The organism is Nocardia carnea (assembly GCF_029868855.1).
In the GTDB taxonomy this organism is placed as follows: Bacteria; Actinomycetota; Actinomycetes; order Mycobacteriales; family Mycobacteriaceae; genus Nocardia; species Nocardia carnea_A.
In genome coordinates this window covers 1-17221 of sequence record NZ_JARWOV010000220.1, presented here as the reverse complement: position 1 = coordinate 17221, position 17221 = coordinate 1, and the positions used below count along the sequence as shown (strand labels likewise).

Genomic DNA, 17221 nt, shown 5'->3' with positions numbered 1-17221 from the left:
AACCGATGAGCCGGATCAGCCCGTAATCCGGCACACCCGCAGCGCGTCGAAGACGATGCGGCAGAAGGTGATGTGAGGCCATGACCACCACGGAAACCGTCGCCCGCCAATGCACCCTGTGCGAGGCCCACTGCGGCATCCTGGTGACCGTCGAGGATTCGACTGTCACCAGGATCGAGGGCAACCCCGAGGACGTGCTGTCCAAGGGATATATCTGCCCGAAGGCGACGGCCATGGCCGGCCTGCACGACGATCCGGACCGGTTGCGCACGCCGATGCGGCGGGTCGGTGACCGGTTCGAGCCGATCGGCTGGGACGAGGCGTTCCGCGAGGTCGGTGCCCGGTTGCGGCGGGTCCGGCGCGAGCACGGCCCGCATGCGGTGGGCATGTACCTCGGCAATCCGGCGGCACACAATTCGGCGATCATGTACGCCATGGCGTTGCGGGCGGGCCTGATGACCCGCAACTTCTACACCGCTTCCTCGATCGATCAATTCCCCCAGGAATTCGTGGCCTGGCAGAAGTACGGCTCGAACTTCCTGATGCCCATCGCCGATATCGACCGCACCGATCGGCTGGTGATCCTCGGCGCCAATCCGGCGGTGTCCAACGGTTCGGTGACCACCATGCCGGGCGCCAAGAACCGGATCAAGGATGTGCGGGGCCGCGGCGGCAAGGTTGTGGTGATCGACCCGCGGCGTACCGAAACCGCGCGCCTGGCCGACGAGCACGTGGCAGTGTTGCCGGGCGGTGACCCGTACCTGCTGTTGGCCGTCCTGCACGTACTGCTCACCGAGGACCTGTGCGACCGGACCGCCCTCCGGACACAGTGCACCGGGTCGGAAACGTTGCGGCAGCTGGTATCCGGGTTCTCCCCCGAGGAAGCGGCGCCCTATGCAGGGGTCGACGCCGAGACGATCCGGCGGCTCGCCCGGGAACATGCCGCGGCGAGATCGGCGGTGATGTACGCCCGGATCGGAGTGTGCCAGACCGTCACCGGGACGATCACCCACTGGCTGGTCAACACCATCAACGCGATCACGGGAAACCTGGACCGGCCAGGTGGCCAGATGTACGCCACCCCGGCGGTGGACCTGCTGCCGCTGGCACGGCGGATGCCACCGTTCCACGGCGCGTGGACCGATCGCTCGGGTAGGTACAAATCGTTCCGCTTCGAATTACCGGTGGCCGCCTTGGCCGCCGAAATCCTCGACGAGGGGCCGGAACAGATCCGCGCCATGATCACCTATGCCGGGAATCCCGTACTGTCCACCCCGCAGCGCGGGCAGCTGGACAAGGCGCTGAGTTCGCTGGATTTCTATGTGGCCGTGGATATGTACATCACCGAGACCACCCGCCACGCCGATATCATCCTGCCGCCGGTCTCACCGCTGGAACGCGAGGACCTCGACATCCTGCTGACCATGTTCAGCGTGCACAACAACATTCGTTACAACGCGCGGGCGGTCGACGCACCGGCGGACGGTCTCGAGGACTGGGAGATCATGGCCCGGCTGACCACCGAGATCCTGCCGCTGCCGGTGCGTTCGCTGACCGGACGGGCCCTGAACGCGGTATTCGCACGATTCAGCCCGGTGCGGGCGGCGGCACTGGGGATCGCGGCCGGTCCACACGGCGTACTACGCCGGGGCCGCCGCGGCATCACGCTGGCGAAGGTCCGCGCGGCCCGCGGCGGGATCGATCTCGGACCGTTGCAGCCTCGGCTGCATTCCCTCATCTCGACCCCTGATCGTAAGGTGCAGCTCGCCCCGGCACCGTTCGTCGCCGAAGCCCGCCGGCTCCTCGCCGACGCCGGCTCCGCCCGCGGCGAAGGTTTCGACCTGCGCCTGATCGGCCGCCGCCACCTGCGCAGCAACAATTCGTGGTTGCACAATGTGCCGGCGATGGTGAAGGGCCGCGACCGGTGCACCGCGCTGATGCATCCCGACGACGCCGCCGCGCGCGGGCTCTCCGATGGTGACCAGGCCGCCGTGAGCTCGCCGATCGGCGCCATCACGGTGCCGGTGGAGGTCAGCGCCGATATCCGGCCCGGTACGGTCGCCATCCCGCACGGCTGGGGTCACCGCGAACCGGGCGTCGGCTGGACTGTGGCGGCCGCGCTGCCGGGCGCGAATGTCAACCTGCTCCACGATCCGGAGCAAGTGGACCGTATCTCCGGAAACGCTGCGGTGAACAGCACCTGGGTCCGGATCGAACCGGCCGGGAAAGCGGCCGCGGCCGCCCGCTGATACACCCGCACACCGGGCGGTTCGCGCTCTCACACCGCCGGGTTGTCGCGAACCATCGTCAGCGCGCAGCGCCGGATCACCGGCAGACCCGGTAGACGTGCCCGGGTCCAACTACTCACCTGTTCCCGGTCTGGTTTTACGCAGCTTCGCGGGAGCGACCAGCCACCACGCGGCGTCGAGCAGTTCACGCAATTGCTCGGTGTCGACGCGCTCCAGGTCGATGAGGATGTAGGGATATCCGTCGTAGTGCGGAGTGGTGTAGAAGGCCGGGTCACCGGAGGCCAGCAGGGCTTGTTTCTCCGCCATCTCACAGCGCAGCACCAGACCGCCCTCGGCCTCTGTGCGCAGCCGGGCGAAACTTCTGCCCGAGACTTTCAATGCCGGGGTCCGGTAGGAGGTCGATTCCGCGACTTCCGGAAGTTCGGTGGCCAGCCGGACGACGTTCTGCCAGGTGAGGCTCATATCGCCGAGTCTGCCCGGATAGGTGGCGGCAGGCTTGGAAATCCGTCGCCTACCGCGGTTTGCGCAGCGCGGCCACGAACATGGCGTCGGTGCCGTGCCGGTGTGGCCACAACTGCACCGTGGGACCGGCGCCGAGTCCGGTGACGCCGGGTAGCAGCTCGCGGGCGTCCAGCTGTTCGGCTCCGGTGCGGCGCACCGTATCCGCCACCACCGCGACGGTTTCGGGGAGGTGCGGAGAGCAGGTCGAGTAGACCAGCACCCCACCGGGCCGCAGCAGATCCCATGCCGCGACCACCAGCTCGCGCTGCAGCGCCACCAGATCCGGGATATCGCCGGGGGTGCGGCGCCAGCGGGCCTCCGGGCGGCGACGCAGAGCACCGAGCCCGGTGCACGGGGCATCGACCAGGATCCGGTCGTAGCCGGCAGGCAGGCCGCTGTCCCGGCCGTCGGCGATATGCACCTCGACCGGCATATCCCGGGTGGCCGAACGAACCAGCTCGGCACGATGCGCGGACGGTTCCACCGCATCCACCCGGTAGCCGTCGATTCCGGCGAGCGCGCCCAACAGCGCGGTTTTACCGCCGGGCCCCGCGCAGAGGTCGAGCCAGCGTCCGGTATCGGTGCCGTGCAACGGCGCACGGGTGAGCGCGAGCGCCACGAGTTGACTGCCCTCGTCCTGTACCGCCGCCATCCCCTCGCGAACCGGTTCCAGCGATCCAGGATCGCCGCCCTCGAGGTACACCGCGTACGGGGACCAGCGGCCTTCCTCACCTCCGGTGACGAGAGCGAGCTCCTCGGCGGTGATATCGCCGGGGCGGGCCACCAGATGCACCACGGGGCGGGCGTCGTCGGCGGCGAGCAGATCACCCAGTTCGCCCGCATCGGCGCCGAGCGCGTCGGCGAAGGCCTGGGCGATCCATTCCGGATGCGCGTATTCGAAGGCCAGCCGGCCGATCGGGTCCGGTGGGGCGAGCCGCGCCACCCAGTCCTCCGGCGAGCGTTCGGTGACTCTGCGCAGTACGGCGTTGACGAAACCGGCGCGACTCGTACCGGATTCGGCGCGAGCGAGTTCCACCGCGGTGTGTACGGCAGCATGCGGTTCGACGCGGGTACGCAGCAATTGATAGGTGCCCAGGCGCAGGACATCCAGTAGCGGACCGTCGATCTCCGCGATCTCGCGACCGGCGCAATCGGCGATCACCGCGTCCAGAACGCCGAGGCTACGACATGCGCCGTACCCCAGTTCGGTGGCCAGTGCGGCGTCGCGTCCCTGCACGGAGTATTCGCGTAGGAACGCCGGGAGCACCAGGTTGGCGTAGGCATCCCGCTCCCGGACCGCACGCAGGGTTTCCAGCGCGACAGTGCGCGCCGGATCTTCGACCCGGCGCTGGGTGGATTCTCCGCGCCCGGGGCGTACCCGGCCGGAACCGGAGCGTTTACCGGCGCCGGGTCCCTTGCTTCCCGCGTCCGGACGCCGGCGTTCGTCCTCGCGCCGTCCGTTCGCGCCGCGCCTGTCGCCGCCCGCGGCCGCCCGGGAGCCGCCGGCGAATCGTGCGGGCGTGTCGCCGCGACGGCCGCCGGGTCCGCCTCCCTCGCCGCCGGGCCGGCCTGCGCCCATGTCCCGGTTCTCGGGCGAATGCGGACGGCCCTCGCGGCCACGGTCCGCGCGACCCGCCCCTGTCCGATCCGCTCGCCCCGCGCCGAATTCGCCGCGGTACCCGGAACCCGACCGGCCGCCGCGCGCCGCCGCGCCCTGATCGGCCGAGCGGCCGCCCGAATCCGATCCGCGCCCCGGCTGTTCACGGCGAGCAGGTCCCTCGCCCCGATAGCCGGGCCGGTCACGGCTCGAGCGCGCTGATTTCCCGCCATCGGCGGGATCCCTCCGACGCTCGCCCTGCGCAGAACCGGCCGAGCGATCGCGCCCCGGTCGCTCCCCCGCCGCGGAGTCGGCCCGGCGCCCTCGCTGTTCTCGGCGGGACTGCCCTGCACCCCGGTAATCGGGTCGGTCACCGCCCGAGCGCGATGACTTCTCGCCTTGGCGGGGATCCCCACCGCGGCCACCTGTCGTGCGCTCGCGCCCCGACCGCTCCGCTCGGCGCTCCCCCGCCGCGGAATCACCTCGGGGCCGCCCACCTTCGCCTTTTCGACCGGTTCCCTTCCGGTCGAAATCACCCGGTTTCGTGTCCTTCGCCCGCCCATCGCGCGGCGAATCCGGCAAACCCGGTCGGTCCCGACCCGTACCGGGGCGAGGGTCGGGGGCCTTACGGGCTCCCTGCCCTGCTGCGCCGGATTCGCGATCTACGGCGTCGGCCCCGGCAGATTCGGGTTTCGGATGGCGCCGGAAGCCGCGTGGCCGGTCACCGGCGGGGCCGGTCATTCGACCACCGCGCCGGGCTCCAGGCGCGCGCCGCGGGCCCAGTCCAGTGCCGCCATCATGCGTTTACCCTGCGGCTGCACCCGGTCCAGTCGGACCGCGGTGGTCGCGGTGCCGATATAGACCCCCGTCTTGCGTACTTCGATCTGCCGTTCGGGCAGCGCCTCCTCGACCAGCTCCACCGGGCCCAGCTTGAGCCGGTTACCCGCCACGGTCGTCCAGGCGCCTGGGTGCGGTGTCACCGCCCGGATCGCGCGGCCGACAGCGAGTGCGGGCTGATCCCAGCGCACCTGTGCCGCCTCCACGGTGATCTTCGGCGCATAGGACACGCCCTCGGTGGATTGCGGGATCGCCTGCAGCGTCCCGTCTTCCACGCCGTGCAGGGTCTGTTCGAGCAGGGCGGCTCCGCTGTCGGCCAGCCGTGCCAGCAGGTCCCCGGCGGTATCGGTGACGGCGATCCGTTCGGTCACCACGCCGTAGACCGGTCCGGTGTCCAGGCCGGTTTCGATCCGGAACGTGGACGCCCCGGTGATCTCGTCGCCCGCCGCGATGGCCGCCTGTACCGGAGCCGCGCCGCGCCAAGCCGGTAGCAGCGAGAAATGCAGGTTGATCCAGCCGTGGCGCGGGATCTCCAGGATTTCCGCGGGCAGCAATGCACCGTAGGCGACCACCGGGCAGCAATCCGGTGCAAGCTCCGTGAGGGCTTCGACGAATTCGGGCTCGGCGGGTTTGCGCGGCGTCAGTACCGGAATACCGTATTCGTCGGCGAGCTGCCCGACCGGCGAACGGTGCAATTTCCGGCCGCGACCGGCCACGGCGTCCGGCCGCGTGACCACGGCGACCACCTCGTGCCGCGATTCGATCAGCCGGCGCAGCGACGGGACGGCCGGGTCGGGGGTGCCGGCGAAGACTATCCGCATCAGCGGTCCCGCTCGGCCAGCGCGCGACTGGGCCGGACAGTGATACCGGCCGTGAACCAGTCGGACTCACGGATGGTGCGCATGGCCTGTTTGCGGTCCGGTGGATCCAGGCGGTCGATGAACAGGATGCCGTCCAGGTGATCGGTTTCGTGCTGGACACAGCGTGCGAGCAAGCCCTCGGCCTCGAACTCGACCGGTGCACCGGTCATATCGACCCCGCTCGCGCGCACCCGCAGGGCGCGGCGGGTGTCGTGATTGACCCCCGGTATCGACAAGCAGCCCTCCGGACCGATCTGTTCCTCGTCGTCGAGGGCGGTCCAGACCGGGTTGATCAGATGACCCCGGGCATCCCGGGTGTCGTAGACGAACACCCGCAGCCCGACCCCGATCTGCGGCGCGGCCATCCCCACGCCGCCGTCGTCGTACATCGTGTCGGTCAGGTCGGTCACCAGTTGCCGCAGTTCGGGCCCGAATTCGGTGACCTCGGTCGCGCGGGCTCGCAGGATCGGATCGCCGAACAGGCGGACGGACTGGACGGTCAAGGTCGGCTCCCGGAGACATGAGACAGGGCAGGAAAGAAACCATTCTAGGTGGCGTCCGCCTGCCCGCCGACACGTACGGGGTCCGTAACCGCCCACAGCCCGTGCCACCGCGCCTGCCCGGCATCGGCGCCGAGTCCCGCTAGATATTGCCGCCGATGATCACCTGCGGAATGCCGGTGCCGAGCGCGACCGGCAGACAGACGGGGGCCGGCGCATGATCCGGGTCGAGTACCTCGAGCACCAGTTGCGCCACGAAGGGGTCGTACACCATGTGGAAGTGCCCGGTGAGATCTGCCGGGCAGCGATCCTGCACCACGATGTTGTCCGCCCCCGGCCCGCGCAGCGCGATATTGCCGAACGGCTGGATCATCTCGTCGACCCGGCTGCCGATCGTCACGTACCGGACTCCGGGAACGGTATCGCCGCCGGCATTGAGATCCAGCATGAACGGCGACCCCTGTGCCTGTTGTACGGCGGCCACCGAGATCGTCTTCTCCGCAACGGTCAGCGCACCGGGAATCTGCTGGGCCACCGGCACCAGTCCGTACATGACACCGCCGTAGGTGGGGGATGCGAGACCGACCCAGGTGCCCACAGCGGGCGCGCCGCCGAGTTTGTTGATGTAGTACCGGGTCATGTTGGCGCCCTGGGAAAAGCCCACCAGATCCACCTGGGGCGCCCGGGTGGCGGTTCGGACCTGGTCGACGAAGGCGGCGAACTGGTGGGCACTGAGCACGATGTCCTCGGTACCGAAACTGATCGCGCCCGGTTTACCGCCGTAGTTGAGCGCGAAAACGCAGAACCCCTCGTCCACCAGGCGTGGGCCGATGGCCGACCAATCGGTGTATGCGCTCGCGTCGGTACCGTGGGCCAGGATCACCGGATGCGGATGGGCAGCGTCCGGGACACATCCGAAATCGTTGACTCCCCGCGGTACGGCGGCAGGATGATCCTTCATGTACAGCACGGCACCGAGATGGTCGGCCTGCGGCGGCGCCCATTCGGTGGGTACCTCCGGCGGGAGATATCCGGCCGGCTGGGCGGTGCTCACGGCGGTACCGAGCAACACCGACCCAGCCAGTGCGGCGGTCACCGTCAGCACGCGCCGGCCGTACCTGCGGGCCGACCACAGAAAACGTTTCACCGCACAATCTTCCACCCTCCCGCGGCGGCGGAAAACCCGAGGCCGAGGTCTTGATCACCCCGTTACTTCGTGGTCTCCTCGTCACCGGCCAGGATGCGATACAGAGCTTTCCGCGCCTCGGTGAGAACCTCGGCCGCCTTGGCCGCCTGTTCCGGGGTCCCGGCCCCCGCGACCTGCGCGATCGCGCCCATGAGCGGCGGGACCAGCGCCCGCAGATCGTTGGCGTGGGCACCGACACCTTCCTTGACCTCGGCCCACGGGTCACCGAGTTCGGTCCGGTGTTCGGCGACGTAGGCCGTGCCTGTCTCGGTCAGCTGCGCGGTTTTGCGTCCGGCGACCTTCTCGATGACGATCAGGCCCTCGTCTTCCAGCTGGGACAGCGCGGGATAGACGGATCCCGGGCTGGGGCGCCACAGATCCTCGCTGCGTTCCCGGATCTGCTGGATCAGTTCGTAACCGTGCATCGGACGTTCGGTGAGCAGTAGCAGGACCGCCGCCCGCACATCGCCCCGCCGGCCGCGGCCGCCACGACCCCGTCCCCGGCCGAAGCCCGGACCGAAGCCCGGTCCGAAACCGGGCCCGAAACCGGGTCCGAAACCAGGACCACCGAAACCGGGCGGGCCACCGTGCCGGAAACCGCCGCGGCCGGGCCCGTGCTCCATATCGGGACGGTGACGCCGGGCCCAGCGGAGCCGTTCCTTGCGAAAGTCCGTGTTCTCCATGTCTTCCATCGCAGCCTCCTGAGCTACTCGATCTGTTTGCATAGCATCGACGATATATCGGCAATCTATCCAATGCAACCCCCGCCCTAAAGCTGCGGCGTAATCGGCCCATCACTGGCGGGAACCGGACAAGCTGCCCACTGATCCGTACGCGACCAGGCGCGTCGGACGGCACGCCGGCTTCTCATAGCGTGTGCCGGGCACTCGGGTTCGTCAGGGCACGGTCCGTGGCCCATGGGCGCCTCGGCGATCCCGCTGGTTGGGCCCCGCCGAATCCCGCGACCGGCCGTGTCGATACGGCCTCCGAGCACGGCGGCGCTCTGTCTTTGTCACTGAGCGAAAGAAGAAGCGGGCCGCATGCCCAGGCCACGTTGCGTGGAGAGTCGAAGAATCAGCAAGGCCACCGCGAGCCGCTCGACTCGGAAGCGTGAGTGGATGCCACCGACCAGGACCGGTCATATCGCCCGCGACGCGCGGCCCTAGCAGTCTTCGAACTGTACCGATCACAGTGTGCAGCGACCGGAAAGGCAGGTGCGGGCGTCGCGGAGATCGAAAGAAGGCACAATTTCCAGGTGCCGGGAAGCGGATCAGCCGATATCGAGCGGATCTATCTGTACCCGCGCCGAGGTTTCCGCACGCTGACTGCTGCGGACGGCCTGCGCGGCGGTCAGCGCACGGGCCAGCGCGCCGCCTTGCCGGCGCGGAACGCGTAACAGCACCCGCTCTACTTCCACCGGGGCACCGCGGTTGTCATCGGTGCGAGAACCCGACGGCCTACGCGCGGTGGCGGGCAGCGGTACCGGCCCCAGTATTTCGGCGGCGGCCGGGAGTTCGGTGACCGCAAGGAGTTCGGCGACCGCATCGGGCGTTCCGTCGATCGCGGCCATCCGCACCGCGGGCGGGAACCCGACCTCCGCACGCTGTGCGAGTTCGGCGGCCGCATGCCCGGCCGGATCCCAGCGCAGCAGCGCCTGCACGGTCGGCACACCCGGGTCGGCCATCACCAGTACCCGGCCCGCGGCTTTCACCAGGGCGGCGGCGCCCAGCCAGCGGCGCAGTGTGTCCTCGGCGGCACGGAGATCGGCGCGGCCCAGCAGCGCCCATCCGTCCAGCAGCAAGCCGACTCCGTAGCCACCGGGTAGCAGTGGTTCGGCCCCGACAGTAGCGACCACCACCTGGGGGCCCGGTTCGACGGTATCGAGCATCGCGGCGCCGCTCGACCCCCGGATCGGCACCCCGGGAAACGCCCGGCCCAGCTCCTCCGCGGTCCGGGCAGCGCCGATGACCACGGCGCGCAGCACCCGCCCACCGCAGCCCGGACAGCGGAAAGCGGCCTCGGTCCGGCCGCACCACCGGCACACCGGACTGTGCGCGATATGCGCGGCGGGGTCCGCGGGACCATCCTCCGGCAGGGACAGCGGGCCCACGCACTGCCGGCAGCGTGCAGGGGTGCGGCATTTGGTGCACGCGAGAGCCGGGACGTACCCGCGGCGCGGTACCTGCACCAGCACGCCCTCTCCCGCAGCCAGTGCCTGGCGCGCGGCAGCGAAAGCAGCACCCGGAATGCGGACCGCGCGGGCGATGGGGTCGCGGTCGAGTGCAGCATCGGAATCTCCCGGCGCGCCGATCCGGGGCGAGGCCGCCCGGACCGTGGCGCGGTCGGCGAGCAGATCGTGCGCCCAACCCGATTCCACCACCGCCTGCACCTCCGCGGTCCGCGCGAAACCCGCGGCCACGAAGCCCGCCCCGGTCTCGTGCACCCGCAGCATCGCCACCTCGCGGGCATGCGGGTACGGGGAACGGGGCTCGGCGTAGGTGTCGTCACCGTCGTCCCAGATCGCGATGAGCCCCAGCTCCGCGACCGGCGCGAAAACGGCGCTGCGGGTGCCGACCACGACCCGCGCGGTGCCGCGCAGAACGGCCAGCCAGCGCCGATATCGTGCCGCCGGACCCAACCCTGCCGAGAGCCCGACCACCGAATCCCCGACCAGCGATTCGCATTCCCGCAGTACCCGATCCAGATCGCGCTGGTCGGGAACCATCAGGATCGCGCTACGGCCGGCGGCCACCACAACGGCCGCGAGTTCGGCCAGCCGGCGTGCCCAGTCCTCACCCGGCAACGCCTGCCACGCCGCGCGTGGACCCTTGCTCCCGGCGAGCGCGGTGAGGAACGATCCCCCGTGGCGATACCGTCGCCAGGCCGATAGGTCGACGTCCGATGTGGCCGTTTCGCCACCGTCCGACGCCCGCTCGGTCGCGTCCGGCGTCGGCTGACGACGCTCGCCTGCCGGCGTTTGCCCGGCCCCGGCTGCCGGATGATCGGCAGCGGTCGTAGCGCGCTCGGGGTCATGGTGATCCGGTGCCGGATCGAGTGATGCCGGAGAGCCCACCTGCCGGCCCCGGCCGGATTCCTCCGGGGAAGGTGGTTCCACCGAGTCCTTCGCGACGCCCGCCGCGCCGGCTCCCCCGGTGGCCGGTCCGGTCACCGGGGGCCGGTCTGCGCTATCCGCCGGTGCCGCCCGCACCACGTCGCCCGATTCGTTCTTTCCGGCCCCACCGTTCTCTACGCGCGCATGCCGGGGCGGTATGGCCAAGCGCAGGACATCGGCGCGGGTGCCGGCGCAGCGAGCCGCCACGGTGGTGGCGAGCCGGAGGATCTCCGGGGTGAGCACCTGTTCCGCCGACACCACTCGTTCCAGCCGGACGAGTTTGCCGGGATGGTCGGACTCGGTATGCCGGGACAACAGATAGCCGTCCACCAGCCGCCCGGCGAAACGCACCCGGACCCGGACCCCGGGCCGGGCGATCTCGTCCAGCTCCGGGGGCACCAGATAGTCGAAATCACGGTCCAGATGAGCCGGGGTGAGCAGCGGCAACACCCGAGCGATCGGATGCGATACCGGCGGCGGCCCGGGCGGAGGAGATTTCTTCTTCGCCCGCCGCGCACCGTCGCCTCCCGAAGCGGCCGACACCCCCGGGGACTCGATTTCCCCGGGGGTGTCGGCGACAGGTTGCGGCACGCGGAACGCGGACCTACAGCCCGGCGGCGGCGCGCAGTTTCTCCGCGCGGTCCGTACGCTCCCAGGGCAGGTCGATATCGGTGCGGCCGAAATGCCCGTAGGCCGCGGTCGGCGCGTAGATCGGGCGCAGCAGGTCCAGGTCACGGATGATGGCGCCGGGACGCAGATCGAACACTTCGGTGATGGCGGCCGAGATCTGGGCCGGATCGGTCTTCTCGGTGCCGAAGGTCTCCACGAACAGGCCGACGGGCGCCGCCTTGCCGATCGCGTACGCCACCTGGACCTCGACCTTGTCCGCCAGGCCGGCGGCGACCACATTCTTGGCGACCCAGCGCATGGCGTAGGCGGCCGACCGGTCGACCTTGGAGGGGTCCTTACCGGAGAACGCGCCACCACCGTGGCGGGCCATGCCGCCGTAGGTGTCGACGATGATCTTGCGGCCGGTGAGGCCCGCGTCGCCCATCGGCCCGCCGAGGACGAACTTACCGGTGGGGTTCACCAGCAGCCGGATATCGGAGGTGTCCAGATCGGGGATGGCGATATCCGCCAGCACCGCCTCGACGACCTTCTCGCGGATATCCGGTGCCAGCAGGTTGTCCAGGTCGATATCGGCGGCGTGCTGGGTGGAGACGACCACGGTATCCAGCCGGACAGCGCGATCGCCCTCGTATTCGATGGTGACCTGGGTCTTACCGTCGGGCCGCAGATACGGCAGCACACCGGTCTTGCGGACTTCGGTGAGCTTACGGGACAGCCGGTGCGCCAAGGCGATCGGCAGCGGCATCAGCTCCGGGGTGTCGGTGTTGGCGTAACCGAACATCAGGCCCTGATCACCGGCGCCCTGCTGTTCGATCTCGTCGCCGGAACCGCCCACCCGCGCCTCGTGCGAGGTGTCGACGCCCTGGGCGATATCGGGCGACTGGGCGCCGATCGCCACGTTGACGCCGCACGAGTTGCCGTCGAAACCCTTTGCCGAGGAGTCGTATCCGATCTCCAGGATCTTCTCCCGGACAATATGCGGGATATCCGCGTACGCCTCCGTGGTGACCTCGCCCGCGACATGCACCTGACCGGTGGTCACGAGGGTTTCCACGGCGACCCGGCTGGTCGGATCCTGGGCGAGCATGGAGTCGAGGATGGAATCGCTGATGGCGTCACAGATCTTGTCCGGGTGACCCTCGGTCACGGACTCACTGGTGAATAGCCGGCTACCGGACGTGCGCACAGTTTCCCTCTTCCTCAACGGTTACTCGTGTCCCGGATATGGACCGTAGCGCACGGCTCCGGTCGTGACCCTGGACTACCAGACTATTAGAACGCGGGGCCGGATTGTGGTTCCGGACACCACACCGGACGGGTTTCCGGTCCGCGAACCCCGGCCGGCCGAACGGCCGCGGCGGGATCGACTCGCACTACCAGTACGGGTGGCCGACACCCCTGGCAAGAGTTCGGATCGCGATGAGTCGATTCTCCGCGCGGGCCCGCCCGGCCCGGATCGAGACCGGATGCGGCCGGCCGGGCCCACATCGTTTGTGCGGCGTCCTTGTCTGCACGGGAGTTCCGCGTGGTTACGCGCCGCTACCGGCTGCGGCCCGCTCGCGCAGGAGCGGGCCCAGAGCATCGAGGACACGACTGGCCAGCAGCGCCTTGGATCCGTGATCGAGGGCCTGTTCGCTGCCGTCGGCGCCGAGCAGCCAGCCGTCGTTGGTATCCACCTCGAACGCCTTGCCGTCCCCCACGGCGTTGACAACCAGCAGGTCACAGCCCTTCCGGGCGAGCTTGGCGCGGGCGTAGGTGATCACATCGCCGTCCTCGTCGCCGGTCTCGGCGGCGAACCCGACGATGGCGGTACCGGAAAGCTGACCCTCGCGACGCGCCTGGACCAGGCCCGCGAGGATGTCCTCGGTCCGTGACAGCGCGATGCTGTCGGGCTCGTCCTTACCCTTTTTGATCTTGGCACCGGCCACCGACGAGGGCCGGAAATCGGCGACGGCGGCGGCCATGATCACCGCGTCCGCACCCACCGCGTGTTTGTCGACGGCAATCTTGAGCTGGTCGGCGGTCGTGATGTGCACCAGCTCCACGGCCGCCGGCGGCGCCATCTCGATGGTGTTCCCGGCGATCAGTGTTACCTGCGCGCCGCGCTGGGCGGCCACCCGGGCCAGCGCATAGCCCTGTTTACCGGAGCTGCGGTTACCCAGGAAGCGCACCGGGTCGAGCGGTTCACGAGTGCCACCGGCGGTGATAACGACCCGCTTGCCCTCCAGATCCCGCGGTACGGCGTCGGCGCGTTCCAGCAGCAGCGACGCCAACCCGAAGATCTCCTCGGGTTCCGGTAGGCGACCCGGACCGGTATCGGTACCGGTGAGCCGACCCGACGCGGGCTCCATCACCGTCGCACCGTGCGCGCGTAATGCGGCCACATTCGCCATGGTCGCCGCATGCTCCCACATCTCGGTATGCATGGCGGGTGCGAACAGCACCGGACATCGAGCGGTGAGCAGGGTCGCGGTCAGCAGATCGTCGGCGCGACCGTGCGCGGCGCGCGCCATCAGATCGGCGGTGGCGGGGGCGATCACGACCAGCTCGGCCTCCTGGCCCAGCCGCACATGGGGGACCTCGGGCACATCGGCGAACACCCCGGTGTGCACCGGGTGGCCGGACAGCGCCTCGAAGGTCGCCTTACCGACGAACTGCAATGCCGCCTCGGTGGGAATCACCCGCACGCTGTGGCCGGTCTCGGTGAACCGCCGTACCAGTGCGCACGCCTTGTACGCGGCGATACCGCCGCCCACCCCGACAACTACCCGCGCCATCGCGCGCCTCCTGCCCTATCGGCCGTTCGCCCGGGGACTACCGGGTCATTCGCCTTCGGTGTGCTCGAGCAGATCGCTGTGGATCTCCCGCATCGCCACCGACAGCGGCTTCTCCTGCGGCAGCGGCTCGACCAGCGGGCCGACGTATTCGAGGATGCCGTCGCCGAGCTGGTTGTAGTAATCGTTGATCTGGCGGGCACGTTTGGCGGCGTAGATCACCAGCGCGTACTTGGACGAGGTGCGGTCCAGCAGTTCATCGATCGGCGGGTTGGTGAGGCCGACCGGAGTGTCGTAGGCGGGCGCGGCGGTGTCCGTACTGCTCACTGAGGAAGCTCCTGCGGGGTCGGGGGCGCGGTTACGCGGCGGCTCGGCCGGGCGTAACCGGCTACGAATTGGAATTCGTGCTGACGAACAACGATACCAACTCCGCACAGGCGCTGGTCACGGTGTCGTTCACGATCACGGTGTCGAACTCGTCACGTGCGGCCAATTCCACCCGTGCGGTCGCCAGCCGGCGTTCGATGACCTCAGGAGATTCCGTGCCGCGGCTGCGCAGCCGGTTCTCCAGCTCCGCCCAGCTGGGCGGCGCGAGGAACACCAGTACGGCCTCCGGCATCACCCGGCGAATCGAACGCGCACCCTCGAGGTCGACCTCGATCAGTACCGGCAGCCCCTCGGACAGGGCGGCCCGGACCGGCGCGGCCGGAGTCCCCGACCGCTGTAGTCCACCGTGGATATCCGCCCATTCGAGCAGATCACCCGAGGCGATCATCGCATCGAACTCGGCCCGGCTGACGAACCGGTAATCACGGCCGTCGACCTCACCGGGACGGGGGTCCCGGGTGGTCGCCGACACACTGAAAACCAGTTCCGGCAGCCGTTCGCGGACACAGCGCACCACGGTGGACTTGCCCACGGCCGAGGGGCCGACCAGTACAACCAGCCGACCCTTCGTCATGTTCTCGATCACCGAGGCTGTCAGGCGCCGAGGTCGAATTTGGCAAGCAGCGCTTTGCGCTGCCGATCGCCGAGACCGCGCAGCCGACGGGTCGGAGCGATCTCGAGCTCGTTCATGATCTCTCCTGCCTTGACCTTGCCGACCTTGGGCAAGGCTTCCAGCAATGCGCGCACCTTCATCTTGCCGATGATCTCATCGGTCTCGGCCTCGCTGAGGACTTCTTTCAAGTCGGTGCCGCCGCGCTTCAGGCGATCCTTGAGCTCCGCCCGAACACGCCGAGCGGCAGCCGCCTTCTCCAGAGCAGCGCTGCGCTGCTCATCAGTCAGCTTGGGAAGGGGCACGGTTCCTCCGTCTCATCGTTCTGCATCAAAACCTGCCGAACTACCCGGCAGTCTCAGCGACCGTACCCACGACGCCCCCGGATTGCGAACCCACCCCCCAGGTCAGGGCATGAATCGGACCCCGTAACTGCCCCTTGCCACCCATCCCGCATCCCGGCTTGCCCACAGCCACACCACCGGTGGACTTACCACGAAACACCTTTTCAGCAGGGCATTTTGGGTGCGCGCGTCCGGTTGCGGCGCGATAGCCACCGGACTTATCCACAGCCTGGCTACCTCCCAGCCGCCCTACCAGGAATTTTCTGTATTTTTTTGCGGCAGCTGCGGCTCCACGGGGTTCGGCGCCCTCGGAGCGGTGCTTCTGCTCCCGACACCGAGCGCCCACAGCACTTGGTAACGGGTGCCGAAGCAGGCCCGAGTGGATGCATGCAACTGTCCCGCCGGAGTGCCGCGCCGGTCCCGTCGACTACACGCTCGTCGACAGCCGATCGACCAGATGCCCTTCGGGAGGCGCGGACGGACAGGAGCCGTGATTGCCCGCGGGAACGCCGAACACAGCACCCCGTAGACAGGTCCTGGCGCGACACCGACGGCCCGTGACACCGGCCGCGCGGACGGATAGCCCTCCGGGCGGTTTCCACCCGTACAGCGTCGATCAGCGCAGGAAAGCGAACTCGTCCTGGAAAGCCGCCAACCGGTCCCGCAGCGCCGTCACCGAGGGGCCCGCGCCGAGTACGTCTCGCGAGACATTCGGAACCGCCACCGGCCACAGCGCTTCCGGGAGCAGGGCGCGGACCGCCGCCGCGGTACCGCCCTGGGCGCCCACGCCCGGCAGGAGGATCGGGCCGTTCAGTGCGCTGAGATCGGGGATATCGGTGAGCGTGGCGCCCACCACCACCCCGACAGAGCCCGGTGCGGTACCGCGGTTGGTTTCGGCGGCGGCATCGACCACGGTCTGGGCGAGGGTCCGCCCGTCCACCATCGCCTGCTGGACCCGGGCAGCCTCCGGATTCGACGTGGCGGCCAGGACGAAGACACCACGCCCGTTGGCGCGGGCCAGGTCCAGGGCGGGCCGCAGGGCGCCGAACCCGAGGTAGGGCGAGACCGTGACCGCATCCGCGCCCAGCGGCCCGTCACCGAGCCACGTGCGGGCGTACGCGGCCATGGTGGAGCCGATATCGCCGCGTTTGGCATCGGCGAGGACCAGAGTGCCGGAACCCCGCAGCACCTCGATGGTGCGTTCGAGAACCGCGATTCCCGCCGAGCCGTAGGCCTCGAAGAAGGCAACCTGCGGTTTGACCACCGCCGCCACCCCGTCGAAGGCTTCCACGCAGATCTCGGCGAAGGTTTCCAGGCCGTTCGCGTCGTCCGGCAGGCCCCAGGCGTCCAGCAGCGCGGGATGCGGGTCGATCCCGACGCAGATCGGGCCGTGGGGGGGGGGGGGGGGGGGGGGGCGGGCGGCGCCCGGGGGGGGGGAGGGGGGCGGGGCGCGCGCCCCCCCCCCCCACCCAAGGCGGCCGCCCCGTCCCGCCTTGACCGGGCCGGGCCGGGGGGGGCCGCGGCGGGGGGCCCGCCATTGCGCCAGTGCCAGCGCCAGCGCCGCCAGCAGCGGATCGTTGGCGCTGCCGTGGAACCGGGCCGGGAGGGTGGTGAGGGCCGCGTCGGTGATATAG

Annotated in this window: 14 protein-coding genes; 1 reads left to right on the top strand and 13 read right to left on the bottom strand. The window is 69.7% G+C overall.

What is annotated here, in order from left to right; genetic code table 11:
• Window positions 1-80 precede the first annotated feature (80 nt).
• Window positions 81-2249, top strand: a complete 2169-nt coding sequence (locus QH195_RS21415; protein WP_280436743.1) for a molybdopterin oxidoreductase family protein — start codon at window positions 81-83, stop codon at window positions 2247-2249.
• Window positions 2250-2360: 111 nt separating this feature from the next.
• Here QH195_RS21415 and QH195_RS21410 read toward each other — a convergent pair whose 3' ends face one another.
• From QH195_RS21410 to pyrF, 13 genes are all read right to left on the bottom strand, one after another.
• Entirely contained in the window at window positions 2361-2711 is a 351-nt protein-coding gene (locus QH195_RS21410) for an MmcQ/YjbR family DNA-binding protein (protein ID WP_280436742.1), read from the bottom strand.
• A 49-nt stretch (window positions 2712-2760) separates the two neighbouring features.
• Window positions 2761-4329, bottom strand: a complete 1569-nt coding sequence (locus tag QH195_RS21405; RefSeq protein WP_280436741.1) for an RsmB/NOP family class I SAM-dependent RNA methyltransferase — start codon at window positions 4327-4329, stop codon at window positions 2761-2763.
• A 755-nt stretch (window positions 4330-5084) separates the two neighbouring features.
• Window positions 5085-6005: a methionyl-tRNA formyltransferase gene (gene fmt / locus QH195_RS21400; protein ID WP_280436740.1), complete on the bottom strand. Its 921-nt coding sequence runs from the start codon at window positions 6003-6005 to the stop codon at window positions 5085-5087.
• Complete coding sequence (def, locus tag QH195_RS21395; RefSeq protein WP_280423505.1) at window positions 6005-6547, bottom strand: peptide deformylase; 543 nt, start codon at window positions 6545-6547, stop codon at window positions 6005-6007. The genes fmt and def overlap by 1 nt, the downstream gene beginning before the upstream one ends.
• A gap of 139 nt (window positions 6548-6686) precedes the next feature.
• Window positions 6687-7691, bottom strand: coding sequence for a lipase family alpha/beta hydrolase (locus tag QH195_RS21390; protein WP_280423504.1), 1005 nt, complete (start codon window positions 7689-7691; stop codon window positions 6687-6689).
• 62 nt (window positions 7692-7753) lie between these two features.
• A complete protein-coding gene (locus QH195_RS21385; RefSeq protein WP_280436739.1) occupies window positions 7754-8422 on the bottom strand; it encodes a PadR family transcriptional regulator in 669 nt (222 codons plus the stop codon).
• Between the two features lie 578 nt (window positions 8423-9000).
• Entirely contained in the window at window positions 9001-11292 is a 2292-nt protein-coding gene (locus QH195_RS21380; protein WP_280436769.1) for a primosomal protein N', read from the bottom strand.
• A gap of 154 nt (window positions 11293-11446) precedes the next feature.
• Complete coding sequence (gene metK / locus QH195_RS21375; RefSeq protein ID WP_280423501.1) at window positions 11447-12658, bottom strand: methionine adenosyltransferase; 1212 nt, start codon at window positions 12656-12658, stop codon at window positions 11447-11449.
• A 343-nt stretch (window positions 12659-13001) separates the two neighbouring features.
• Window positions 13002-14249 (bottom strand): bifunctional phosphopantothenoylcysteine decarboxylase/phosphopantothenate--cysteine ligase CoaBC, encoded by a 1248-nt coding sequence (gene coaBC, locus QH195_RS21370; protein WP_280423500.1) that lies wholly within the window; start codon window positions 14247-14249, stop codon window positions 13002-13004.
• 45 nt (window positions 14250-14294) lie between these two features.
• Window positions 14295-14573 carry a DNA-directed RNA polymerase subunit omega gene (gene rpoZ, locus QH195_RS21365; RefSeq protein ID WP_280423499.1) on the bottom strand — a complete coding sequence of 93 codons (279 nt, stop codon included), beginning with the start codon at window positions 14571-14573 and terminating at the stop codon, window positions 14295-14297.
• A gap of 61 nt (window positions 14574-14634) precedes the next feature.
• Window positions 14635-15207, bottom strand: a complete 573-nt coding sequence (gmk, locus tag QH195_RS21360; RefSeq protein ID WP_280423498.1) for a guanylate kinase — start codon at window positions 15205-15207, stop codon at window positions 14635-14637.
• A 20-nt stretch (window positions 15208-15227) separates the two neighbouring features.
• The gene (mihF, locus tag QH195_RS21355) at window positions 15228-15548 is read right to left on the bottom strand and encodes an integration host factor, actinobacterial type (RefSeq protein WP_280423497.1); all 321 of its coding nucleotides are present in this window, start codon (window positions 15546-15548) and stop codon (window positions 15228-15230) included.
• A 655-nt stretch (window positions 15549-16203) separates the two neighbouring features.
• On the bottom strand, window positions 16204-16971 hold the full coding sequence (gene pyrF / locus QH195_RS21350) for an orotidine-5'-phosphate decarboxylase (RefSeq protein ID WP_280436768.1): 768 nt from the start codon (window positions 16969-16971) through the stop codon (window positions 16204-16206).
• Between the last annotated feature and the right edge of the window lie 250 nt (window positions 16972-17221).

What these genes read in the sequence shown, in the direction of transcription:
- QH195_RS21415 (WP_280436743.1), top strand. Translation starts at nt 81, where the DNA reads ATGACCACCACGGAAACCGTCGCCCGCCAATGCACCCTGTGCGAGGCC.
- QH195_RS21410 (WP_280436742.1), bottom strand. Translation starts at nt 2,711, where the DNA reads ATGAGCCTCACCTGGCAGAACGTCGTCCGGCTGGCCACCGAACTTCCG.
- QH195_RS21405 (WP_280436741.1), bottom strand. Translation starts at nt 4,329, where the DNA reads ATGGGCGCAGGCCGGCCCGGCGGCGAGGGAGGCGGACCCGGCGGCCGT.
- fmt (WP_280436740.1), bottom strand. Translation starts at nt 6,005, where the DNA reads ATGCGGATAGTCTTCGCCGGCACCCCCGACCCGGCCGTCCCGTCGCTG.
- QH195_RS21385 (WP_280436739.1), bottom strand. Translation starts at nt 8,422, where the DNA reads ATGGAAGACATGGAGAACACGGACTTTCGCAAGGAACGGCTCCGCTGG.
- coaBC (WP_280423500.1), bottom strand. Translation starts at nt 14,249, where the DNA reads ATGGCGCGGGTAGTTGTCGGGGTGGGCGGCGGTATCGCCGCGTACAAG.
- gmk (WP_280423498.1), bottom strand. Translation starts at nt 15,207, where the DNA reads ATGACGAAGGGTCGGCTGGTTGTACTGGTCGGCCCCTCGGCCGTGGGC.